22 protein-coding genes are annotated in these 22,052 nt (G+C 46.0%); 15 read left to right on the plus strand and 7 right to left on the minus strand.

Annotation, left to right across the window (positions count from 1 at the left end; genetic code table 11):
* Positions 1–107 precede the first annotated feature (107 nt).
* The 12 genes from LN737_RS05755 (at position 108) to LN737_RS05810 (ending at position 7,980) form a co-directional block, all read left to right on the plus strand.
* Complete coding sequence (locus LN737_RS05755) at positions 108–1,319, plus strand: proline dehydrogenase family protein (RefSeq protein WP_405520323.1); 1,212 nt, start codon at positions 108–110, stop codon at positions 1,317–1,319.
* A gap of 166 nt (positions 1,320–1,485) precedes the next feature.
* The gene (locus tag LN737_RS05760) at positions 1,486–1,830 is read left to right on the plus strand and encodes a signal peptidase II (protein WP_405516999.1); all 345 of its coding nucleotides are present in this window, start codon (positions 1,486–1,488) and stop codon (positions 1,828–1,830) included.
* Entirely contained in the window at positions 1,730–2,032 is a 303-nt protein-coding gene (locus LN737_RS05765) for a signal peptidase II (protein ID WP_405520325.1), read from the plus strand. Before LN737_RS05760 ends, LN737_RS05765 begins: the two co-directional genes overlap by 101 nt.
* On the plus strand, positions 1,948–2,262 hold the full coding sequence (locus LN737_RS05770; RefSeq protein WP_405520584.1) for a hypothetical protein: 315 nt from the start codon (positions 1,948–1,950) through the stop codon (positions 2,260–2,262). Before LN737_RS05765 ends, LN737_RS05770 begins: the two co-directional genes overlap by 85 nt.
* Positions 2,263–2,400: 138 nt before the next feature.
* Positions 2,401–3,228, plus strand: a complete 828-nt coding sequence (locus LN737_RS05775) for a hypothetical protein (RefSeq protein ID WP_405517001.1) — start codon at positions 2,401–2,403, stop codon at positions 3,226–3,228.
* 61 nt (positions 3,229–3,289) lie between these two features.
* Positions 3,290–4,261: a polyprenyl synthetase family protein gene (locus LN737_RS05780; RefSeq protein ID WP_405517003.1), complete on the plus strand. Its 972-nt coding sequence runs from the start codon at positions 3,290–3,292 to the stop codon at positions 4,259–4,261.
* A 100-nt stretch (positions 4,262–4,361) separates the two neighbouring features.
* Positions 4,362–4,985, plus strand: a complete 624-nt coding sequence (locus LN737_RS05785) for a rhomboid family intramembrane serine protease (RefSeq protein ID WP_405517005.1) — start codon at positions 4,362–4,364, stop codon at positions 4,983–4,985.
* A gap of 25 nt (positions 4,986–5,010) precedes the next feature.
* Entirely contained in the window at positions 5,011–5,907 is an 897-nt protein-coding gene (locus LN737_RS05790; protein ID WP_405517006.1) for a LytTR family DNA-binding domain-containing protein, read from the plus strand.
* A gap of 133 nt (positions 5,908–6,040) precedes the next feature.
* Positions 6,041–6,739 carry a DUF2306 domain-containing protein gene (locus LN737_RS05795; protein ID WP_405517008.1) on the plus strand — a complete coding sequence of 233 codons (699 nt, stop codon included), beginning with the start codon at positions 6,041–6,043 and terminating at the stop codon, positions 6,737–6,739.
* A 164-nt stretch (positions 6,740–6,903) separates the two neighbouring features.
* Complete coding sequence (locus LN737_RS05800) at positions 6,904–7,362, plus strand: PAS domain-containing protein (protein ID WP_405517010.1); 459 nt, start codon at positions 6,904–6,906, stop codon at positions 7,360–7,362.
* A complete protein-coding gene (locus LN737_RS05805) occupies positions 7,359–7,586 on the plus strand; it encodes a cysteine-rich CWC family protein (RefSeq protein ID WP_405517012.1) in 228 nt (75 codons plus the stop codon). Before LN737_RS05800 ends, LN737_RS05805 begins: the two co-directional genes overlap by 4 nt.
* Positions 7,587–7,593: 7 nt before the next feature.
* Positions 7,594–7,980 (plus strand): acyl-CoA thioesterase, encoded by a 387-nt coding sequence (locus LN737_RS05810; protein ID WP_405517014.1) that lies wholly within the window; start codon positions 7,594–7,596, stop codon positions 7,978–7,980.
* 10 nt (positions 7,981–7,990) lie between these two features.
* Here LN737_RS05810 and LN737_RS05815 read toward each other — a convergent pair whose 3' ends face one another.
* The 3 genes from LN737_RS05815 to prfB all read right to left on the minus strand — a co-directional run bounded on the left by LN737_RS05815 (position 7,991) and on the right by prfB (position 10,643).
* Complete coding sequence (locus LN737_RS05815; protein ID WP_405517016.1) at positions 7,991–8,692, minus strand: SGNH/GDSL hydrolase family protein; 702 nt, start codon at positions 8,690–8,692, stop codon at positions 7,991–7,993.
* 26 nt (positions 8,693–8,718) lie between these two features.
* A complete protein-coding gene (locus LN737_RS05820) occupies positions 8,719–9,402 on the minus strand; it encodes an SDR family NAD(P)-dependent oxidoreductase (protein ID WP_405517018.1) in 684 nt (227 codons plus the stop codon).
* 160 nt (positions 9,403–9,562) lie between these two features.
* A protein-coding gene (prfB, locus tag LN737_RS05825) for a peptide chain release factor 2 (RefSeq protein WP_405517020.1) occupies positions 9,563–10,643 on the minus strand; the annotation gives its coding sequence in 2 pieces (ribosomal slippage) (positions 9,563–10,582 and positions 10,584–10,643; 1,080 coding nt in all).
* Positions 10,644–10,935: 292 nt separating this feature from the next.
* Between prfB and lpdA the strand changes: the two genes are divergently transcribed.
* On the plus strand, positions 10,936–12,336 hold the full coding sequence (lpdA, locus tag LN737_RS05830) for a dihydrolipoyl dehydrogenase (RefSeq protein ID WP_405517022.1): 1,401 nt from the start codon (positions 10,936–10,938) through the stop codon (positions 12,334–12,336).
* A gap of 74 nt (positions 12,337–12,410) precedes the next feature.
* On the opposite strand, the gene LN737_RS05835 is transcribed toward lpdA, so the two are convergent.
* Positions 12,411–13,151 (minus strand): glycosyltransferase family 2 protein, encoded by a 741-nt coding sequence (locus LN737_RS05835; protein WP_405517024.1) that lies wholly within the window; start codon positions 13,149–13,151, stop codon positions 12,411–12,413.
* 144 nt (positions 13,152–13,295) lie between these two features.
* Between LN737_RS05835 and LN737_RS05840 the strand changes: the two genes are divergently transcribed.
* Both LN737_RS05840 and LN737_RS05845 read left to right on the plus strand, forming a co-directional pair.
* The gene (locus tag LN737_RS05840; protein ID WP_405517026.1) at positions 13,296–14,357 is read left to right on the plus strand and encodes a TerC/Alx family metal homeostasis membrane protein; all 1,062 of its coding nucleotides are present in this window, start codon (positions 13,296–13,298) and stop codon (positions 14,355–14,357) included.
* Positions 14,358–14,830: 473 nt separating this feature from the next.
* Positions 14,831–18,760 (plus strand): AAA domain-containing protein, encoded by a 3,930-nt coding sequence (locus tag LN737_RS05845; protein WP_405517028.1) that lies wholly within the window; start codon positions 14,831–14,833, stop codon positions 18,758–18,760.
* Between the two features lie 87 nt (positions 18,761–18,847).
* Here LN737_RS05845 and carA read toward each other — a convergent pair whose 3' ends face one another.
* The 3 genes from carA to LN737_RS05860 all read right to left on the minus strand — a co-directional run bounded on the left by carA (position 18,848) and on the right by LN737_RS05860 (position 21,891).
* Positions 18,848–19,951 carry a glutamine-hydrolyzing carbamoyl-phosphate synthase small subunit gene (gene carA, locus LN737_RS05850; RefSeq protein WP_405517030.1) on the minus strand — a complete coding sequence of 368 codons (1,104 nt, stop codon included), beginning with the start codon at positions 19,949–19,951 and terminating at the stop codon, positions 18,848–18,850.
* An 86-nt stretch (positions 19,952–20,037) separates the two neighbouring features.
* Positions 20,038–20,817, minus strand: coding sequence for a 50S ribosomal protein L17 (gene rplQ / locus LN737_RS05855; protein WP_405517032.1), 780 nt, complete (start codon positions 20,815–20,817; stop codon positions 20,038–20,040).
* Between the two features lie 84 nt (positions 20,818–20,901).
* The gene (locus tag LN737_RS05860) at positions 20,902–21,891 is read right to left on the minus strand and encodes a DNA-directed RNA polymerase subunit alpha (protein ID WP_405517033.1); all 990 of its coding nucleotides are present in this window, start codon (positions 21,889–21,891) and stop codon (positions 20,902–20,904) included.
* Positions 21,892–22,052 lie beyond the last annotated feature (161 nt).

The raw sequence follows: 22,052 nt of genomic DNA on the forward strand, positions 1-22,052 counted from the left end.
ACCGAATTTTCGTTTTATATTTCGGTCGTATTTACCGACACGCACTGTCAGCTATGCAAATAGCACCGCCCAAACGGAGCACTATTATGTCGAACCGAAGTAATCTAATGCCGGAGGCTGTCCAAGGGATTACAGAAGTAAAACCTGTTTCATTTGAGGACACTTCGATTGCTTTTTCGTCCCAGTCCAATTCCAAACTTCGAAAAACGTACTGGTTATTTTCGTTGATGAATCAGGGATGGCTGGTAAATTTAGGAACTTTTTTCATAAAGATTGCCCTGCGTCTGCATCTTCCCATTAAATTCCTTATAAAGAATACCATTTTTGAGCAATTTTGTGGGGGAGAGAGCATTCGTGACTGCGAACTAACGATTCAGCATCTTCATAATGCGCATGTGGGTACCATCCTCGATTATTCCGTTGAGGGTGAGGATACTGAAAAAAGTTTCGATGAAACAACCCTCGAAATTCTCCGAACAATTGAACGCGCCAGCGAATCCGCTGATATTCCATTCTCTGTTTTTAAAATGACGGGCATCGCTTCGACGGAACTCCTCGAAGCCGTTCAGCTTGGCGATTCGCTAAAAAAAGAGCAAAAAGGAGAGTTTGACCGAGTTATGGGTCGCGTAGATACGCTCTGTCGGCGTGCCTACGAACGTAATGTCCGTATTTTCATTGATGCCGAAGAGAGTTGGATTCAGGATACCATCGACTCGCTGGCGTATGAGATGATGGATCGCTATAACCATGAGCGCCCCGTTGTCTATAATACGTACCAGATGTATCGCTGGGAGAGCCTCGATCATCTTCGGCGCGATACCGCCGAAGCACAGGCCAAAGGCTATTTTCTGGGCGTGAAACTGGTTCGTGGCGCGTATCTCGAAAAAGAACGGTTACGGTCACACGAAGAAGAGTATCAGGACCCTATTCAGGCTACTAAAGAAGATACCGACCGGGACTACAACGCAGCCATTGATTTTTGCCTGGAGCACCGTGATATCATCTCGATCTGCTTAGGGACGCACAACGAAGCCAGCTGCCAGTATTGCCTCGACCGTATGCAACAGCTGGGGATTTCACCGTCCGATCCGCACATTTATTTTGCGCAGCTGTTGGGCATGAGCGATAATATATCCTACAATCTGGCCAACGCGGGCTATAATGTTGCGAAGTACGTTCCTTACGGTCCGGTAGATACTGTAATGCCTTACCTGTTTCGGCGGGCTGACGAAAATAAATCGATTGCCGGTCAGAGTAGCCGGGAATTTACGTTGGTAAGTGATGAATTGAAACGCCGGAAGAACTGCCGGTCAAAATAAATGGTCAGGAATAGTCAGGTAGTAGTCAACTGTAGTCAGGGATTAAGGGGCAACTCTTAATTAGAAATGACGGCTCTGATTACTGCCTGACTACGTTTTGGCTGGTATCTACTGACTGGCACAGCACCCGCCGGAGCGGACTTCGTGCTGTGCCATATTTTTTATTATGATTCGGAAAAATCCGCTTAAGTTCTTTCTGCTAACGCTGATCCTGATTCTGCTCGATCAGGGCGTGAAGCTGGCTGTACATTTTTATATGGCTCCTGGCTTTGCGGGCCAAATTAAGCTCGCTGGCGATTGGCTAAAGCTGCACTACGTATTGAATCCTGGTATGGCGTTCGGGATGCAACTGGGTTATGAATATGGGAAACTGCTGCTTAGTATTTTCCGGCTCTTTGCTATGGTGGGTATTGGCTATTATCTGGTCAATCTGGCTCATCGGGGGGCTCCTGAACGGTTTGCTATGGGCAATGGCAATGATTCTGGCCGGGGCTGTCGGCAATGTAATTGACAGTACGTTTTACGGCGTTTTTCTGAATAATGCCCCTTATGGCTCGCCAACGCCCTGGTTTCATGGGCAGGTTATCGATATGATTTTTGTGGATGTGTGGGAAGGGTTTATTCCTGAATGGGTGCCAATCTGGGGGGACAATATTACTCAACGCCAATTTTCAACATTGCCGATTCCTGCATTTTCATCGGTGTTTGTTTGATTCTGTTTTTTCAGCGTCGTTTCTTCGGTGAGCACCAAATGGAAGATGCTATGCTGCCTGTTTCTGGCCCCGATGCTACCGATGCAACTGTGCTACCAGCGGCTGAATATTTCGAGGAAGAGAAAGAAAAAGAAGAGCATGTCTCAGAAGAGGGTGCCTCCAGAGATGATATAAAGCCACAGACCGACCCTGAATCTGTTCTGCCAGATGAACAGAAGACGAAAGAGTAATCTATCTTGGTAGCTACTCAGTTTTAGAATTTAAAGTGCCTGATGCGTACAAATGATCTTTTTTGTACGTATCAGGCACTTGTCATTTGTTTTGTTGTTACTTTGCCCACCATAATAAGCTGGTAACATATTAATCAAGTGAAATTTTTCAGATCCTTTGCGATGGCGCTTACGCTGATGCGCCTGTCAATATTAGTCGGGCTTGCACAACGTTCTGAAATCTGGCGGGAGAAACCAGGCACATGGTTATTAAATGCCGGTGTTGGCATGACGCGATACGTTGGTGATCTGAACGAACGTACCGATTTGGCCCATTTACGATTGGGAACAGCGATTAATGCTGCCGTCTCCTATCGATACTCTCCTCAACTTAGCTTTCGGGCCGAAGCACAGCTATATTATATTCGGGGCTCCCAAGCGAATACCCATCTAGCCTATAACAATCTCTCTTTTCGAAGCCTGAATCCTGATATATGGGCAGGTCTGCAATGGGATTTCTGGCGAGCTGAAGATCGAAACCACATTGTTATTCCTTATGCGCTTGCAGGCATAGGACTGACGTACCTAACGCCCAAAACGACCTATAAAAACAGCACGGTTAGTCTGGCTTTACTTCATACAGAGAGTGTTGCGTACAATCGGCTACCGCTTATTGTACGCTATGGTTTGGGGGTACCGGTTACGGCTACCGAGCGCTTCAAATTTCATCTGGAAGGAACGTATACTCATGTATTTAGCGATTATGTAGATGATGTCAGTACAGTATATCCAGACCGGAGCCATATGGAACCACTGGCCGCTGCCTTATCTGACCGGCGTGCGGAATTGGGCCAATCGCTGAACCCTCCCGGTGCTAAACGGGGCAATTCGGGCAAACGCGACGGGTACTTTGTGCTATCTGCCCGGCTGGTCTTCATTATTAGCACACCCTCTCAGCGAAATTATCGCCGAACGTTTGGCGGTTAGGCTTTTGGAGGCTTTTGCTGTACTTTTGAACTTCAAAACCAACAGAAGACTGCCGCGCCGAATGAATCCAGCTATTTTTATTGATGCTCTCCAAAGCGAACTTCAGAGCATTCAATATGGGCAACAGCCGCCTGAACTTTACGATCCGATTCGGTATATTATGCGTATGGGTGGTAAGCGTATGCGTCCTCTAATGACGTTGATGGCTACCTACCTGTTCACCGACGACTGGCAGAAAGCCGTCCGACCAGCGCTGGCAATCGAGGTGTTTCACAATTTCACCCTGATGCATGATGATATTATGGATCAGGCTCCACTTCGCCGGGGGCAGCCTACAGTTCACGAAAAATGGACCGAGAACATCGCTATTCTATCGGGCGATGTCATGATGGTGAATGCCTATCAACTGCTGTTGAACGTAGAGACAGATAAACTCCGACCCGCTTTGGAACGTTTTAGCCGAACAGCGGCTGAAGTATGTGAAGGGCAGCAGATGGACATGAATTTTGAAGCCCGATGGGACGTAACGGAAACTGAATATATTGATATGATTCGGCTGAAAACGTCGGTATTACTGGGTTATGCGCTTGAGCTGGGCGGGTTAATTGCCGGTGCAGACAACGAAACTACCCGGCACCTGTACGAAGCGGGCATGAATATTGGCGTGGGATTTCAGTTAAAGGATGATTTGCTGGATGTATATGGCGATCCAGCCAAATTCGGAAAGCAGGTAGGAGGGGACATTATTGCCAACAAAAAAACATTCTTACTTATTGAAGCACTTCAGCAAGCTACAGGCGCTTGTAAAGATGAACTTATTGACTGGCTCAATCGAAAGGACTTTGATAAAGCCGAAAAAGTGCAGGCCGTTACGTCTATTTACAATCAATTGGGTATTCGCGAACTGACTGAATCTCGAATCAGCGAGTACTTTGCCCGCGGTTTTGCCAACTTTGATGATGTGAAGGCGGATTCGGAACGTAAAAAATTATTGATTCATTTTGCCCGGCAATTAGTCGAGCGCGAAAGCTGACAGACAATTGAATGAGTAATGGAAACTGAATCGTAGACGATGCTCTGAGTAATCTATACGCTTCGTTTTGCAGTGTTCATTTTACATGATTTCCTTCTCTATGAGCATAACCCTTATCATCGTTGTCGTTACGGTCATTATCAGTATTATGGCCTGGAACAATTATAGCCTTCTGGACCGCTGGGTGATGAATCCGTACGATGTGGTAAAAAAAGGGCAATATTACCGGCTTATTACGTCTGGTTTTCTGCACGCAGACTGGAGTCATCTGCTTTTTAATATGATGAGCCTGTATTTTTTCGGCGGATTCATTGAGCAGATATTTGGTATGTTGTTTGGCTCTCAGGAGCCACTTTATCTGATTGGTTTTTATCTGATTGCCATTGTTATTTCAGACATTCCAACGCTGCTAAAATACCGGAATGATCGTAGTTACAATTCGCTGGGCGCTTCCGGGGGCGTATCGGCGATTCTTTTCGCTGCTATTCTGTTCCGGCCACTAACCCCGATCTACCTGTTTTTTATACCAATTGGCATTCCGGGCTTTATATTCGGAGCGCTGTATTTGACCTACTCATATTATGAAGCACGTCGTGGGCTGGGTACCGTAAACCACGACGCGCACTTTTACGGCGCTTTGTTCGGCGTGCTGTTTATGATTGTCGTGTATCCGCCCGTTCTACCGCAATTTTTTGAGCAGGTTGCTGGCTGGCGGCTATTTTAGTAGATGTGAAAGCTGTTGAGATGATATGCTCAGCCTGTTCAACCAACCTTATCCGACTAATAATGATCTTCTGCCTGCAATACGCAGGGCAGTTATTATTGGATTATTTATCAGCCTGTTTTTACTGGTGTTTCAACCGTTTGGCCTGAACACCTGGGAAACACCCAATAAGCTGCTCAAAATAGGCGGATTTGGCGTCGTTACGTTCGTTATTACCGCCTTTAATTTTGCTACCTGGCCGAAATTATTTCCCCGGTCATTTTCAGAAGAGAACTGGACAGTCGGCCGGGAAATTCTCTTCATATCGACCAATGTGCTGCTGATTGCCGTTGCCAATCGCTTTTATCTGGAAGAATTATTAGGGCCGGGTGAAGACAGCGGATTGGGGTGGTTCGGTATGATCGTAGTTACTTTTCTGATCGGTGCTTTTCCAATCACAGGTCTTGTGTTGCTTAGCTACATCCGGCATCTTAAAAAATACAGTCGAACAGCTGCAGAACTACCCATCAATGCCTCGATATCTGGTAACCAACGTATTGATTCCATCAGCACTAAGAAACCCGGCGAATTCCTTCAGGCGTCTATAACCCTGCTTGCCGATAATGAAAAAGACAGGCTGGTTCTTCCTGCGGATGAATTGCTTTACATAGAATCAAGCGATAATTACTGTACAGTTGTATATCTAAAAAACAATCAACCCCTTAAATTACTTCTTCGGAGCAGTCTGAGCCGGTTAGAAAAGCAGATTGCTCAGCCGCATATCGTTCGGTGTCATCGTTCGTACGTTATCAATCTTAGTCGGGTCGAGCGGGTAACAGGTAATGCGCAAGGGTATAAGCTTCATCTATTGGGAGGTCTTTTTCAGATACCCGTAGCCCGGCAGTATAACGAAACGCTGGTGGCTGAACTGAAATCTTTGTAAAACATCCCTCCATTTGCCCCAGAGGTGCTGTTTTCTTGCTAAACGTCCCAAACACAGCTGTTTGGCCCTTTGTGTTTCGGCTGTTTAACGGGTTGCCGTAGGTTTGTCTCAACAAACGATAACCTAGTGGGTCATGAAAACACTTATTATTTCCTTTCTGATACTTCACATTGCTACTGGATTTACGGCTTTACTGGTTGGGCTGATTCCTATGTTCTCTAAAAAAGGGAGTCGGCTGCATAACCGAGCTGGCCTGATCTATGTGTATTGCATGATCGTGGTAGCCATTACCGCCTTATTGCTTTGCGTACTGCAACCGTTTAAAATGATGCGCTTGTTTCTGACGGGCATTGCCATTTTCAGTTTTTATCTGAGCATGACAGGCTGGCGCGCTACCAAACAGAAAACAAAAGCACCCGGTTTTAGCGATAGGCTGCTGACTTATGTTACGTTAGTTGTGAGTGTAGCTATGATTAGTTTTGGAATTTATTTGATGAGCCAGCCCGGAGATGCGTTCTTCCCGATTTTATTTACGTTCTTCGGTGTGTTAACCGGCATTTTCGCGCGGAAGGACTATAGTTTGATTGGCAAGCCAACCGAAAAAATGCACTGGTTCTTTCAGCACTTCACCCGTATGGGAGGTTCCTATATTGCTACCTTTACAGCGGCTTTAGTGGTGAATATCGGACGTGTGTTACCGCCTGACACGCCAGGATGGGTCAATACGATTGGCTGGATTGCTCCTAGTATTGTCGGTGGAATACTAATTGGACGTACCGTAGCGTATTATAGGCGGAAGTTTGATACGTCCAAACTAACTGTGCAGGTATAACTCTACAGACTGCTTAATGGATTGATCATTAATGAGTAACCGGTTTTGCAAAACAGCTAACACACTCTGTTAGTTGTATGGGGTAGCACGTATTAAACGACATTTATTATGAACCCGGAAAAGATTATACCAGTATGGTCCGTGAGCAAAATAAAAGGGCGCCTATGCTACCACTCAGCATGGCCTGGGAATTTATGCCGCGACCCATACACCAGCCCGCGTTCTACGAATCAGAAGCACTGACCAGGTTAGCTAAAACAAACCGTTGGCAACTGCCTTCTACCGTCCGTCAGTTGTTAAGGCAACCCGATTGGGCGTTGGTTGTGACAGACCGACAGCAGATTATTCAGTATGTCAACGAGCCGTTTATGCTGATGACAGGCTATAATCAGGCCGAAGTGTTGGGACAAAAGCCTTCATTTTTACAGGGAAAGGCTACTGATATGGCCGCTAGTCAACGTCTTAAAGCGGGTATTGACCAAGGTGTTCCCGCCAAAGAAATGTTGCTGAATTATCATAAAGATGGCACCACCTATTGGTGCGATATTACCATTTTTCCAATCTGCAACGATCGGCAGCAACTGGTTAATTTTATTGCTTTTGAGCATGAAACCGTTTTATGACATCTTCAGCCTGCAAACACGATGAGTCAGTCTGTCCCCGCTGCGCAGTAGTTTATGAATGCAGGGTTGGTCGCATTACGTCGTGTCAGTGTATGTCTGTTAAATTAACAGAAGAGCAGCGTCAGTACGTTAGTTCGTTATTTAATGGTTGCCTCTGTGCGAATTGTTTACTAACCTTACAAACAGAATATATGGAGATTGACCGCATGTTGGATGCCTATTAATTACCTGATGACTTCAATTGATCAACGAATAAAGGACGCTGAAACCCACGTTTTTAAAGCTGTTTTTCCGAGTACAACAAATCATTACGATACGCTGTTTGGTGGCACTGCCATGCAGCTCATGGATGAAATTGCATTCATTACGGCAACCCGCTTTACCCGAAAACGAGTCGTGACGGTTTCGTCCGATAAAATAAATTTCACCAAGCCTATTCCGGCGGGTACTATTATCGAATTGATAGGCCGGGTTGCCCGTATTGGGAACACCAGCCTGCAGATAAACGTCGAAATATACGTAGAGGAGATGTACAGCTTCGAACGGCATCAGGCCATTCATGGCTCGTTTACGTTTGTTGCGATTGATGAGGACAAGCAACCCATTCAGGTTGTATAAACAGCAGGATTTACTTCTGCAGAATCTCTTTTACAACAGGCAGCGTTTTTTCGGCCCACTGCCGCATTTGCTTACCTGAGTAGTGTAAGCCGTCTGACGCGAATTGCGAATCATCCCCCGCTGCCGAGCGAGTCAGGGGCGTAATGTCTATAAACGCGATGCTTGCCTTTTTGCATTCCTCTCTTGCAATGGTATTAAAAAGATCGATTTCCTGACCTATTTGGGACTTGTTACGTCCGGTAGCAAAAGGAGAAGCACCCCAGTCTGGAATGGAAAGGACAACAACATGGCTGGCCTGGCCTTGTGCAAATTGAGTGGCTGTCTGGAGCAGTTCCCAAAATTCAGTCCGATACCGCTCAGAACTTTGCCCACGGTATTGATTGTTTACACCGATGAGCAACGAAACCAGGCTGTACGTTTTCTGATTACCACTGGTTTTTATCGCTTCCTGCAGTTCAGCAGTTGTCCAGCCTGTTCGGGCTATTATATCAGGATCACCTAAATCGATTCCGCCGTTACGTACCATTCCGGCGAGTTGTACGCTCCAGCGGTCGTTCTCTGATACGCTTTCGCCAATTGTGTAAGAGTCGCCCAGGGATAGAAAGCTGTATTTGGGTGGAGCAGCGTTTCGGGCTGTCATTGCGTTGGGTGCTTGTGCTTGCTGTGCATAAGCCAATAAAAAGGAGGCTATGAAAAGTAAAGAAGTAGTCATGTGAGCTACAAAGATGATGACTACTGTTAAGACTGATTATACAATTTTATGACAGTTTCTCGCATCATTCGTCCGGTATCATTTAGCATAAAGGCAATTAACTCGGCAATATTGGTGGCCGGAACCCAACGGCTTGCGTCAGCATCGGGCATGGCTGTGCGATTGGTCGGCGTATCAATGGTGCTGGGTACAATCACTGATGCAGTAATATTTTTTCCTTTGCCCTGTGCATTAATCAGGTTAGCTAACTCAAATACCAGCGATTTACTGAGCGCATAAGCTACCATATTCTTGCCATCTGTAGGCTGAAGCGCCGGGCGCGAGCCGATCAGAATAAACTGCCCTCCGTTCTGCTGTTCAAACCGAGTCATAAGGGGCTTAATGAAATTGAAAGCTGACAGGAAGTTAAGCTCAAACATGTTTTGGAGTAAATCGACGGTTGTTTCCTGAATAGTGCCCATGGCAAAACCACCAACCAGCAAAATCGCAGCCTGGATGTCGGTCGATGGGTTACCGTCCAGGAATTCAACGACGCTTTTTTCATCCACTACGTTTACCACTCGGGTCTGCACGTTCGGCAACTGATCGAATAGATTCTTGTGGTTATCCGAACCAACAGTAGCCAGAATAGGATACCCCTGATTATGCAAATAGGCCACTACGTCCTGGCCAAGTCCTCCCGATGCGCCGGTAATTACTATCGTTTTCATACTATCAGATAATTTATACAAGGTACACAGGAACGCAAAATACACCCTGACTGACCTTAAAACAACATGGGGGCGAGTTTCTGAAACTCGCCCCCATGTTCATGAAAATATAATGAAGCTTGTATTGAACTAGTAGAATCTACAGGCTGGTCGATGTAGATCAAACTTCCTGTTCCAGCAAAAATGCTTTAATAAACGGATCGATTTCACCGTCAAGCACCGCGTCGGTATTTGAGGTTTGGTAACCCGTGCGGTGGTCTTTCACGCGCCGGTCATCCAGAACATAAGAACGTATTTGCGAACCCCACTCAATTTTCTGTTTACCGGCTTCTACTTCGGCACGGGCCGCATTACGTTTCTGAACTTCAATCTCATAGAGTTTTGATTTCAGTAATCGCATCGCTACTTCCTTGTTCTGCAACTGGCTCCGTTCCTGCTGACATTCGATAATTAGTCCCGATGGCCGGTGGCGTAACCGAACGGCCGTTTCTACTTTGTTTACATTCTGTCCACCAGCACCACCCGACCGAAAGGTGTCCCAATCGATATCGGCTGGATTAACCTCAATATGGATCGTGTCGTCTACGAGTGGATAGGCAAATACCGAAGCAAAGGACGTGTGCCGACGCGCATTGGAATCGAATGGCGAAATACGTACTAACCGGTGAACGCCATTCTCGGACTTTAGAAAGCCGTACGCTAACGGACCATCGACCTCGATTGTTGCTGATTTGATTCCGGCGGTATCACCCTCCTGATAATCAACCTGTTTGAGCCCATAGCCATGTTTTTCAGCCCAGCGCATATACATTCGATAAAGCATATCGGCCCAGTCCTGGCTTTCCGTACCACCGGCTCCCGCGTTGATTTCCAGAACGGCACTAAGCTGATCTTCTTCGTTACCGAGCATTTTCTTCAGCTCGAGCTCTTCCAGCGTTGCCGATACTTTTTTGCCTTCCTCGTCAACTTCTTCTTCGCTGACCTCACCGGCTTCATAAAATTCGAATAAGGTTTCGAGGTCTCCGAACTGGCTATTCAGATTTTCGTAGCCAGTAATCCAGCCTTTCAGCGCTCTAACCTGCTTCATTACGCCCTCGGCGCGGCTGGCATCTGTCCAGAACTCAGGCTGGAAGGTTTGCTGTTCGAGTTCGGCTAATTGTTCCTTTTTTGTGTCGTAGTCAAAGATACCTCCTCAGAGCCTCTACTCTGGCTCTCAAGTCGGTCAACTGGTCGGTTGTCATGAACTTGTCGTACTGTTTTAATGAGAAATTGGGCGAATAAGTGATTACGTCACTATTCCCGCATTGCTACAAAGATAGAACAAAAGATGGTGGGGTAGTGGTTTCCGGGCCTGACGTAGCAGTGGCCCGCCTGTTTGCGAATTTCTTCTGTCAGGCTGCCAATGGCAACGAACTGGCAACTGATGCCAGTAAAGTAGTCAAGTACCATCTGAATCAACTTTTCGACCTACCTTTGCGTTCTCTTGGTGAGAGGGCTTACATTATTCATTCTCTAATAATTCATTCATAGATAATGGCTTCACAGTACGATGTAATCGTTTTGGGTAGCGGGCCTGGCGGCTACGTAGCTGCTATCCGGGCATCGCAGTTGGGTTTAAAAACCGCCGTTGTTGAGCGCGAAAGCCTTGGCGGTATTTGTTTAAACTGGGGCTGTATTCCCACCAAAGCCCTGCTCAAATCGGCGCAGGTTTTTGAATATATCAAACATTCGGCCGACTATGGGATTACGGTTTCGGGCGAGTCGAAACCAGATTTCGGGGCCGTCATCAAACGAAGCCGGGGTGTGGCCGAAAGCATGAGTAAGGGCGTGCAGTTCCTGATGAAAAAGAATAAAATTGATGTGATTTATGGCACAGGGAAGCTAAAACCCGGTAAAAAAATCGACGTAACGGCTGCCGACGGCAAGGTTACGGAGTATGAAGCCAAACACATCATTATTGCTACCGGAGGCCGTGCGCGTCAGTTGCCGAGCGTACCCATCGACGGTACCAAAGTGATTGAATACCGCAAGGCAATGTCGCTTGAGAAACGGCCAGATTCGATGCTGGTAATCGGTTCAGGCGCAATCGGCGTTGAATTCGCTTATGTGTATGCCAGCATGGGTACCAAAGTAACCATTATTGAGTTTTTGCCGAACGTAGTGCCGGTTGAAGATGAGGATATCTCGAAGGAACTTGCCAAGCAGTATAAGAAAATTGGTATTGATATCTACACCAAATCGGAAGTAACGAAAGTTGATACCAGCGGTAACGGTTGTAAGGTGTTCGTAAAGACACCCGATGGCGAAAAAACGTTTGATGTCGACGTAGTCCTATCCGCTGCGGGGGTTGTTGCCAACATTGAGAATATAGGACTGGAAGAAACGGGCGTTAACGTTGACCGGGGCAAAATCGTAACGGATGATTACTATCGTACCAACGTAGATGGCTATTACGCCATTGGCGATTGCACGAAAGGTCAGGCGCTAGCACACGTAGCATCGGCTGAAGCGATTATCTGCGTTGAAAAAATTGCTGGTCTTCCGCATGTTGAGCCGCTCAACTACAACAACATTCCGGGCTGTACGTACTGCACTCCTGAAATTGCTTCGGTAGGCTACACCGAAAAAGCGGCACGCGAAGCCGGGTACGAACTAAAAGTTGGCAAATTTCCCTTCTCGGCATCGGGTAAAGCGAAAGCAGCCGGTACGCCGGAGGGTTTTGTGAAAGTTATTTTCGACGCGAAGTATGGCGAATTTCTGGGGGCCCACTTCATCGGCAACAACGTAACGGAAATGATTGCCGAAGTGGTAGCTGCCCGTAAGCTGGAAACAACCGGTGAGGAAATTCTCAAGGCTGTTCATCCACACCCAACCATGTCGGAAGCCATTAAAGACGCGACAGAAGCAGCCTACGGTGAAGCCATCCACCTGTAGCTAAGATATAATAACTACGGCAAAATGATAACCGGGAAGTAATCAGTATTCACCAGTCATTTTGCCGTAGCTATTTATTTCAGGATTTTCCAGTGCATAATTCCAAGCTTTGTCAGGAAGTACAAAAATGACGTCCGCAAAACGCCCAGACCGTAAATGGAACTGCGTCGAAAATTGATTGACGAGGCTTCATCAAAATACTTGGTAGGGCAGGTAACTTCACCGATTTCGTATCCCTTATAGAAAATCTGGGCAATCATTTCATTGTCGAAGATGAAATCGTCGGAGTTGTCGGAAAAATCTAGGCTCCTGAGTACCTCGCCCGAAAAAGCGCGGTATCCGGTGTGATATTCAGAGAGTTTCTGATTCATCAACAGATTCTGCGCAAAGGTCAGAAACCGATTGGCAATGTACTTGTACATAGGCATTCCACCTTTCAGGGCACCTTTCCCTAAAATTCGGGAGGCAAAAACAACCGGGTACAGGTCGTTACCAATAATGCTGACCATGGCAGGTACAAGCAGGGGCGTGTACTGATAATCTGGATGAACCATGACTACAATATCTCCACCAAGTTCAATAGCTTTAGCGTAACAGGTTTTCTGGTTGCCGCCGTAGCCTTTATTCTTGTCGTGCCGGATTACATGCCTGATGCCCAACTGGCGAGCTACTTCGACGGTATTGTCAGGACTGGCATCATCTACCAAAATAACTTCATCCACTAAATCTAAGGGAATTTCGCGGTAAGTACGTTCCAATGTGAGTGCAGCCCGGTAGGCAGGCATCACTACAATCACTTTTTTATTATTAAACATGGGGCAAAATTAAGAGGTCGGTGTTACGATGCCAATAATTTTAGCAAGCGTAGCCGTTTCCTTCACCATATTGGCTGTAGATTTGTTGTTTAACCAGCTACAGCTACCGAATCCAGGCCTTAATTGGCTGTTTATTTAGCAATTATGTTTTCAAGCGAAACCGTTTTTTTTCTTGCCTTTGCTGCTTTTGTGCTTCTTATTATGATGGTCGATCTGGGCGTTTTCTCCCGGAAACAAAGCCATGTTGTTCAATTCAAAGAAGCGGCTATATGGAGTGCTATCTGGGTTGCTTTATCACTTGCCTTTTATTTTTTCCTGCAGAATTTCGGCTATCTCGTTCATGGTATCGACTCCTTTGCCCGACTAAAAGAAGTGCGGGACCTTTATGCCGACCATGTTGAGCTAAATCCGGCTAATTTTCCGGTCAGTTTAGCCCGTTTTCAAGCCAATATGGCACTGGAATATATTACGGGCTATCTGGTTGAGTACTCGCTTTCAGCCGATAATATTTTCGTATTTATCCTGATTTTCAGCTCATTCGGTGTTCATGAGCGGTACTATAAGAAAATCCTTGTCTGGGGTATCCTGGGGGCAATTATTCTTCGGTTTATCTTCATTTTCCTGGGTTCAGCGTTGATTCAGCGTTTCGAATGGATCATGTACCTGTTCGGAGCTTTCCTGGTGTATACGGGTATTCAGCTTTTTTTTCAGAAAGACGAAGATGAAAAAATTGAGCCTTCCAAACATCCGGTGGTTCGGTTTGCCAGCAAATACCTCAATGTGTACCATCGAAACGTAACGGATAATTTCTTTATCCGCCGGAAAAAGGACAGGAAACTGTTTGTTACCCCATTGTTCCTGATCGTTATTGTGGTTGCTTTTACGGATCTGGTATTTGCCGTTGATTCCATTCCGGCTATTTTCTCAATCACAAAAGACCCTTATATCGTCTTCTTCTCGAATGTATTTGCTATAATGGGCCTGCGTTCAATGTTCTTTTTCCTGTCGAGTATTATGAGTCAGTTCCGATTCCTGAAGATTGGCCTGGCCGTTTTACTGACATTCATAGGGGCTAAAATGCTGGCTGAACATTGGCTGGCTGAACAAGGGTTTAAGCCGGTTTATTCACTGTACATTATCATTGCCATTCTTGGTATAAGCATACTGGCTTCCTGGATCATACCTGAGAAAAAAGAACAGAATTAGCATTTCTGATGCTCAGTGATTCAATTACTTCTTAACGGCTCTATAATCTGCTTATATGGCCATTACATTTTAGGCCTACAATCAAAATTTCGCCAGAACATCTATGAATTTTCTGGCGAAATTTTGATTGTAGCCTGAATAACGTCGCCCATTTTGAGCCTATTTGTGACGACTGGGTTTGGACGACGAGGTACGTCAGATAAATAAGAACATCGCCATGGAGTTAATTAGAGTATTCATGGGAGATTTTGGTCTGAAGTTTCGTCCGGCCCCAAAGTTGTCTACTGCCCAATTAGCCAGATTAATTGATGGGATTTACAGATTTTTTACCTTGCAAAACGTTATTATCCTGACCATTAAATCCCGCTGGGCTACCGGTGTAATTCTGACTTGTGAAAATTCTGAATCAAACGGTTCTTAAAACTTTTCGTCGACGTTTAACTAACCTTAGCAGCCGCAATCGCTCCTTGTTGTTGACGAGCTTACCTGCCGGACAGTTCCTGGATCTACATGAAGTCGATTTTCTGCTGAACAAATCCTCATTCACAATCATCACGGAATTGATCGGGCGCAAGCCATCGGTTGTCCTGTGTGAAGTGCTCGATGCAAGGCAGGAACGTAGTAACGAAGTCAGTCGTAAACTTCGCCGGATTGATCGTACCGCCCGATTTATTGAGGAGGAACGCGGTACAGAAGATTTGTATGTTGGATGGCCGTTTGTAAAAGGCAAATTTCTGGACGAAACTGTGGTTCATGGGCCACTACTGTTTTTTCCGGTAAAAATAGAACACCAGGGTAAATTCTGGAAGCTGACGCGACGGGGCGATGAACTGGCTTTTTTGAACCCGACTTTAGCGCTGGCTTATGGTCAGTTCAATCAGGTTAGTATTCCGGATGAGGTTGTAGAAAGAACGCTAGATGACCTTGACCGTGATCCGCTGGTGTTTCGTACGCAACTTTATGAATGGCTTAAAACGACTCCGCTCGAAATTAATTTCAATCAGGATTTATTTACAGATAAACTTCAGTTTTTCAACAAACAGACTGCGAAAGACCTTACTCAGCTTGAGCGAACCGGCGAACTAAAGCTTTATCCTGAGGCTGTTTTGGGCATTTTCCCGCAAGCTGGATCATTTCTGGTACCTGATTACGATACGTTGATAGGTGAGGAAGAAGCTCGAAAAGAGAGCGACAATGGCGTGAGTAACTCGGATAACTTTTCACCGTTGCTCCCCTTTTTTCCATCCTCCAATCTGCTTTCTTCCGCTTTTCTGCCCGAAAAATCGATTCATACGCCCTTGCCGATGGATGCGTCGCAGGAAGCAGCTCTACGCGCTGTAAAAGCTGGCCAGTCGTTAGTTGTTCAGGGGCCTCCAGGCACAGGTAAGTCGCAGCTTATCGCAAACCTCATGGCTGATGCTGCGGCTGCAGGAAAGCGGGTGTTACTGGTTTGTCAGAAACGGGCTGCATTGGACGTCGTGCAAGAACGACTTCGTCAGGTAGGTATGGCACCATTTTTGGCCCTGATTCACGACTTTCAAGATGATCGGCGGGCATTATATACACAAATTGCAGATCAGATTAATCAAATAGAAGCGTACCGACAACAAAATAATAGTCTGAATGCGGTATTGCTTGAACGCGATTTTGAAGCGGAAAGCCGACGAATCGACGAAACTGTTGCCGAATTACAACGATTCAAAGAGGCCCTTTTTGATACCAGCGAATGTGGGTTTTCGGCTAAGGAGCTTTACTTGACGACGAGTTCAGCAACTGTACCAATCCCGCTTGACGATATTTATTCACAGTTTTCCGCAGCAAATGTGGATAACTTTGTCCGAAGGCTCTCGGATTATGCAGCCTATCAGCAGCGCCTTGGTCCGAATCATTCCTGGTCTGAACGTGTCAGTTTTGCCACATTTTCGAATGCCGATTCTGCCAGAGCTGAGCAAGTCATAAATCATTGGATAGAGCTACGTACTGATAGTAGAAGGCACATACAGGAATTAACGGGTAGTTTCTTTTCCCTGAAGCAACTGGCTGACTGGCAGGCGCATGATTGGGAGTTAACGGCCTTACTCAACCTATTGGATTCACCGGATGCAGATCGTTTATGGGAAATTGTCAGGACACTGCAAAACGTTTCTGACCATCCTGCTTTAAGTGCAGAAGAAGCAAAGTTTGAGCAGATCGCTCAGGCCTGGGATGATACCCTGGTTGCGCCTGGACCTGAGTTATCCTTATTAACAACTGATTTACGGGCTTTTCGGGCGGTATTGTCAGAAGCTATTTCGGCCCGTTCTTCGTGGGTAAGCTGGCAATGGTGGCAATTAACCAACGCGGGAAAAGAACAATTGCTATCGGTACTTGATGACAATAAGCTCAGTACGTCGGAAGCGGACCTGCAACTGTTGGCTACCAAGATTGAGAAACGCATTCGACTAGAGGCAACCCGATTTGAAGCAAGTACGTTATTATCCGGCCTAAACCTACCCGAAACGTCTGATAGCATACGATTTCTTCGTCGGGCGCAGCACATTACTGAGCGTCTGAAGGCTATTGAGCCTTTGCAGGTATTGCCGGAATCAAGCAGACAAAATCCCAGGCAATTTATTGACGCTGTAAAACGGCTGTTGCGTTTTGCTTCAGACGTTGAACAAATGCGGATCACAGCTCAAACCTATCTTACAACGAATCAAATTGAAAGAATTTGGGAAGATGACGTAGTAGGCAATACGCTTCGTCAGTCGCTCCGTAATGATTTTGATTTGCTTGTAGAATCTGACCGATTGCAGGAAGGCTTTTCGGAAGGAGAAAAAACGGTTATCGAGCGGCTGACAGAGCATAACCCTGTGGAGTGGAGCGCATTATTTCAAACGAGCCTGCGTCGAGCCTGGCTTGATCATATTGAGTCTGTACATCCTGATCTACGTAGTGTTTCATCGCTAAAGATGAATCAATGGGAGCAATCGTTGCAGGAAAGTATATTACGAAAACAATCCCTGAGCCGCGATATTCTGCTGGTCAAACTACGTGAACAGACGTATCGAAATCTGACACTTAATCGCTTGAATAACGTAACCACGTACCGTGACTTGCTGCATCAAACAACAAAAAAACGGAATGTGTGGCCAGTGCGAAAGCTCATGGAATCGTTCGCGGATGAAGTGTTCAAACTTGTTCCATGCTGGTTAGCCTCTCCCGAGTCCGTATCAGCTATGTTTCCGCTGCGGGAAGGGCTGTTTGATCTGGTCATTTTTGATGAAGCGTCTCAATGTTTTGCCGAAAATGGAGTACCGGCTATAATACGTGGCAGACAGGTTGTTGTAACAGGCGATAACCAACAGCTTCGGCCGAGCGATCTGTACCGAATCCGGCTGGATGATGCTGATCAGGATGAAGAAGTGCCAGTGGCTCTCGAGGTGGAATCGTTACTTGAACTGGCCGCTCAACAGTTGCCCCAAATTTCGCTGACGGAGCATTATCGTAGCCGTTCGCTCGAACTCATTACGTTCTCGAACGAACATTTTTATCAGAGTAAGCTATCGTTGTTGCCTCATTTTGAGGAGATAAATCGACGTGAGCCAGCTATTCGTTATTTGAACGTAAAAGGAACGTGGCAGCAAAATACGAATCCGACTGAAGCGGAAGCCGTTCTCCAGCTTTTGAATGAATTCATTACAGAATTGCCAGGTCGTTCTATAGGCATCGTTACGTTTAATTATCCGCAGCAGCAGTTGATTCAGGATATGCTGGAGAACGCTACGTTGATGGGGAATGGCGAAGTCGATCAGTCCATAAATAGCCATAATACAGACAAGGCTGCTGACTTACATCTGTTTGTCAAAAACATTGAAAACGTACAGGGTGATGAGCGGGACGTAATTATCTTCTCAATCGGCTACGCTCCTGACGAGCGTGGTCGTATATCGGCCAATTTTGGTAGCCTGAATGCCCGTGGGGGCGAAAATCGGCTAAATGTGGCCGTTACACGAGCGCGTGAGCGTATTTATGTGGTAACGAGCCTGTGGCCTGAGCAATTAAATGTGGCTGATGCAGCTAATGAAGGTCCTAAGCTGTTAAAGTCGTATCTTGAGTATGCGTTGACGGTTGCCCAGGAGCAATTTCAGCCAGCGCCGGTACATCAGCAGTCGTTACCGTCGAACGTACTGTTAAAAACCCAGTTAGCTCGTAAACATCCGGAATGGCAACCCGAGCTTCCTTTCGCCGACTTAACGGTTAAATCGGGTGCCATGTATGAATCGTTGATTCTGACGGATGATGACGCCTATTACCAGCAAACGTCAAAACAAGCTCATGCTTATTTACCAATTGCTTTACATACTCGTAAATGGCCTTTTCAACGTGTCTGGAGCCGAGAATTCTGGAGAAAGGCGCAGTGAGTGATGTGCGACACTGGGCAGGAGTGGAGAGGCATCAACCAATCATAAAATAAGCCTGAGTTGCCTCAGGCTTATTTTATGCGTAATTTATTCATTCATCAAGTTCACAAACTGATCAAATAAGTAGTGCGAATCATGCGGCCCTGGCGACGACTCGGGGTGGTATTGCACCGAAAAGGCAGGTTTATCCTTCCGCCGAATGCCCTCAATGGTTTTGTCATTCAGATTGATATGGGTCAGTTCAACATTGTCGGTATCCATTACCTCTTCTGCCTTCACCGCGAAGCCATGATTTTGAGACGTAACTTCACAATGGCCGGTAATCAGATTTTTAACGGGATGATTCAACCCGCGGTGGCCATTATGCATTTTATAGGTTGAAATACCACTTGCCAGAGAAAGTATCTGATGGCCTAAACAAATGCCAAATAAAGGCTTTTCGGTATCTAGCGCCTGTTTAACAGTTTCCACCGCGTAAGGCATAGCAGCAGGATCACCAGGGCCATTGGCAATGAAGTAGCCATCAGGGTTCCAGGCGGCTAATTCATCATGCGGGGTCCGTGCGGGAAACACTTTGCAGAATACTCCCCGGTTATTTAAATTACTCAAGATACTTCGTTTAACACCTAGATCCAGTACAGCAACTCGTAGCTTAGCCTCTGGATCGCCTTGTTCGTAAGATTCTTTTGTACACACTTCTGAAGATAATTCAAGACCAGCCATGTCCGGTACTTTATTTAATTCTGCCAGAAGCTCAACCGGATCCAGAATCTCCGATGAAATAATACAGTTCATTACGCCTTTTGAGCGAATGTAACGTACTAGCTGTCGGGTATCCACACCATGTATACCAACAATATTGGCCCGTTCGAAATAATCCTGTAAGGAACCGTCAGCCGTATAGCGGGAGTGAATATTCGAGAAGAAATTACAAACCATGCCACGGATTTTAATTCCGTTAGATTCCTGTTCTGCGTTGTTCAATACGCCGTAATTTCCAATGTGGGAAGTGGTATTGATGATAACCTGACCATAATAAGACGGGTCAGTATAAATTTCCTGATAACCGGTCATACCGGTGTTGAAACAGATTTCTCCACCGGCTGTTCCAATTTTACCAAGTGCCAGACCACGATATACAGTTCCATCCTGCAAAACTAAGAGCGCTTCAGGTTGCTGGGTATGTTTCATCTAAACGTTTTGGATTAAAAGACTAAAAAAAGGGCTAACCTTCGCGGTTAACCCATTTCTATATGACGTGTTTATGAATCACTTCGTTATTCTTCTTTACCGCCTTTTAAACGCTCCTGAAGTTCATTCAGCTCATCCCATTTACCGTCACGGGCTAAAGCGGCCTGCTCGTTCCAGGTTGTTGCGTCATGTACGTTAAACCGAGGACCTGCATCAACTAATGCTTGCTGCACCGTTTCGTCCTGAGCGTCGGCTAGTTGTGCAAAGGTAGTGATACCTGCATTATTCAGCAACTCGGCAATCTTCGGACCGATACCTTCGATTTTTGTCAAATCATCACCAGCCGCGGGCGTTACCTCTTCTGAAACAGGAGCTGCTTCAACTTCAGCAACCGTAGCCACTGGAGCCTCCGTTGCTGGCGCTGTTTGGCGTGAACCACCACTCCGGCGGCTACGACGTGTTTTGGTAGTAGCTGCCGCTTTCTCTGCAACAGCAGCAATCAGCAATTCGTTGAAATCGACCAGTTCAATCAGGCAGGTTTCAGCATTATCACCCAGGCGATTGCCTAGTTTAATAATGCGTGTATAACCGCCTGGACGGCTGGCAATTTTGTCAGCTACTGTACCGAACAATTCTTTAATCGTCTCTTTGTCATGTAAAGATTGGAACACAACCCGACGATTCTGATACGTGTCATCTTTCGCCCGTGTCAGGAGAGGCTCTACAAATTTGCGGAGTTCCTTCGCTTTGGCAACGGTCGTTTCGATCCGCTTGTGCAAAATCAGCGAGGATGCCATGTTTTGCAACATCGCTTCGCGGTGCGAATGAGTCCGACTGAGGTGATTATCTTTTTTACCGTGTCTCATTTTCTTGGAGAAGGGAGAAGGGAGGAGGGAGAAGGGAAGAGCTAAACTCCTTTTCCCTTTTCCTTTTTCCCATATCCTTACGTTTTAATCTTCGTCTAGTCTGTATTTAGAGACGTCCATACCGAACGTCAGGTTTTTCTCGGCAACTAATTGCTCAAGCTCCGTTAGTGATTTCTTACCAAAATTACGGAACTTCATCATGTCCGAAATTTCCAGTCGAACAAGGTCTCCCAATGTCCGAACATCAGCTGACTTAAGGCAGTTGTAAGCACGTACTGATAAGTCAAGATCGGCCAGCGAGGTTTTCAGAAGCTTACGCATGTGCAGCACTTCTTCATCTACCACATTCTCCTCTTCAGGCTTCGTCGTTTCAAACGTCATCGTCTGATCGGAGAACAACATAAAGTGTTGAATAAGAATGTGGGCAGCACCTTTTAAAGCTTCTTCTGGATGAATAGAACCATCGGTTTCGATATCCAGCAACAGCCGCTCGTAGTCGGTCTTTTGCTCAACCCGCGTATTCTCAACGCTATATTTCACGTTTTTGATAGGCGTGTAAATGGCATCGATAGGAATATGGCCAAAGGGAAGATCATTGGCCCGAGGTTCGTCAGCTGGAACGTAACCACGACCTTTCTCGACAAAGATTTCCATCTCCAAATCCCGCGTATCATCAATGTGGCAAATCTCCAGATCGGGATTCAGCACTTCAAATGAGGGAGAGAATTTAGATATATCACCAGCCTTCAGGACTGATTGTTTCTTGATGTTGACGGTAATTTTATTGTCGACCATGTCCGAAATCTTCTTAAACCGAACCATTTTCAGGTTCAGGATAATTTCGGTCACGTCTTCAACAACACCCTCAATTGAAGAGAACTCGTGTAAAACACCCGGAAATTTTACGCTTGTTATGGCGTATCCTTCCAGCGATGATAGCAGGATGCGACGAAGCGCATTGCCGATTGTTACACCGTAGCCTTTTTCAAGGGGTTTAAATTCAAACGCACCGTGGAAGTCGTCAGCTTTCTCCACTACGACTTTGTCGGGCATTTGGAACGCTAATATGGACATACGTTTCGTATTTTACAGCAGTTCTCTGCCTTGGCGTGAAGACTGAAATTTAATAAACGGTTTTCAGTGCTTCGGTTTTCGGTATCCTCTTAAACTAACGACTAGCTTTCAACCGAAAACCAATCAACGGTAAACCGTAGTATATAAACCCGGCAGAACCC

The organism is Spirosoma sp. KNUC1025 (genome assembly GCF_045160025.1).
Taxonomy (GTDB): domain Bacteria; phylum Bacteroidota; class Bacteroidia; order Cytophagales; family Spirosomataceae; genus Spirosoma.

What these genes read in the sequence shown, in the direction of transcription:
- LN737_RS05800 (WP_405517010.1), top strand. Translation starts at nt 6,904, where the DNA reads ATGCTACCACTCAGCATGGCCTGGGAATTTATGCCGCGACCCATACAC.
- LN737_RS05815 (WP_405517016.1), bottom strand. Translation starts at nt 8,692, where the DNA reads ATGACTACTTCTTTACTTTTCATAGCCTCCTTTTTATTGGCTTATGCA.
- LN737_RS05820 (WP_405517018.1), bottom strand. Translation starts at nt 9,402, where the DNA reads ATGAAAACGATAGTAATTACCGGCGCATCGGGAGGACTTGGCCAGGAC.
- LN737_RS05840 (WP_405517026.1), top strand. Translation starts at nt 13,296, where the DNA reads ATGTTTTCAAGCGAAACCGTTTTTTTTCTTGCCTTTGCTGCTTTTGTG.
- rplQ (WP_405517032.1), bottom strand. Translation starts at nt 20,817, where the DNA reads ATGAGACACGGTAAAAAAGATAATCACCTCAGTCGGACTCATTCGCAC.
- lpdA (WP_405517022.1), top strand. Translation starts at nt 10,936, where the DNA reads ATGGCTTCACAGTACGATGTAATCGTTTTGGGTAGCGGGCCTGGCGGC.
- LN737_RS05785 (WP_405517005.1), top strand. Translation starts at nt 4,362, where the DNA reads ATGAGCATAACCCTTATCATCGTTGTCGTTACGGTCATTATCAGTATT.
- LN737_RS05810 (WP_405517014.1), top strand. Translation starts at nt 7,594, where the DNA reads ATGACTTCAATTGATCAACGAATAAAGGACGCTGAAACCCACGTTTTT.
- LN737_RS05835 (WP_405517024.1), bottom strand. Translation starts at nt 13,151, where the DNA reads ATGTTTAATAATAAAAAAGTGATTGTAGTGATGCCTGCCTACCGGGCT.
- LN737_RS05860 (WP_405517033.1), bottom strand. Translation starts at nt 21,891, where the DNA reads ATGTCCATATTAGCGTTCCAAATGCCCGACAAAGTCGTAGTGGAGAAA.
- LN737_RS05795 (WP_405517008.1), top strand. Translation starts at nt 6,041, where the DNA reads ATGAAAACACTTATTATTTCCTTTCTGATACTTCACATTGCTACTGGA.
- LN737_RS05790 (WP_405517006.1), top strand. Translation starts at nt 5,011, where the DNA reads ATGCTCAGCCTGTTCAACCAACCTTATCCGACTAATAATGATCTTCTG.
- LN737_RS05805 (WP_405517012.1), top strand. Translation starts at nt 7,359, where the DNA reads ATGACATCTTCAGCCTGCAAACACGATGAGTCAGTCTGTCCCCGCTGC.
- LN737_RS05755 (WP_405520323.1), top strand. Translation starts at nt 108, where the DNA reads ATGCCGGAGGCTGTCCAAGGGATTACAGAAGTAAAACCTGTTTCATTT.
- LN737_RS05780 (WP_405517003.1), top strand. Translation starts at nt 3,290, where the DNA reads ATGAATCCAGCTATTTTTATTGATGCTCTCCAAAGCGAACTTCAGAGC.
- LN737_RS05760 (WP_405516999.1), top strand. Translation starts at nt 1,486, where the DNA reads ATGATTCGGAAAAATCCGCTTAAGTTCTTTCTGCTAACGCTGATCCTG.
- carA (WP_405517030.1), bottom strand. Translation starts at nt 19,951, where the DNA reads ATGAAACATACCCAGCAACCTGAAGCGCTCTTAGTTTTGCAGGATGGA.
- LN737_RS05770 (WP_405520584.1), top strand. Translation starts at nt 1,948, where the DNA reads ATGGGTGCCAATCTGGGGGGACAATATTACTCAACGCCAATTTTCAAC.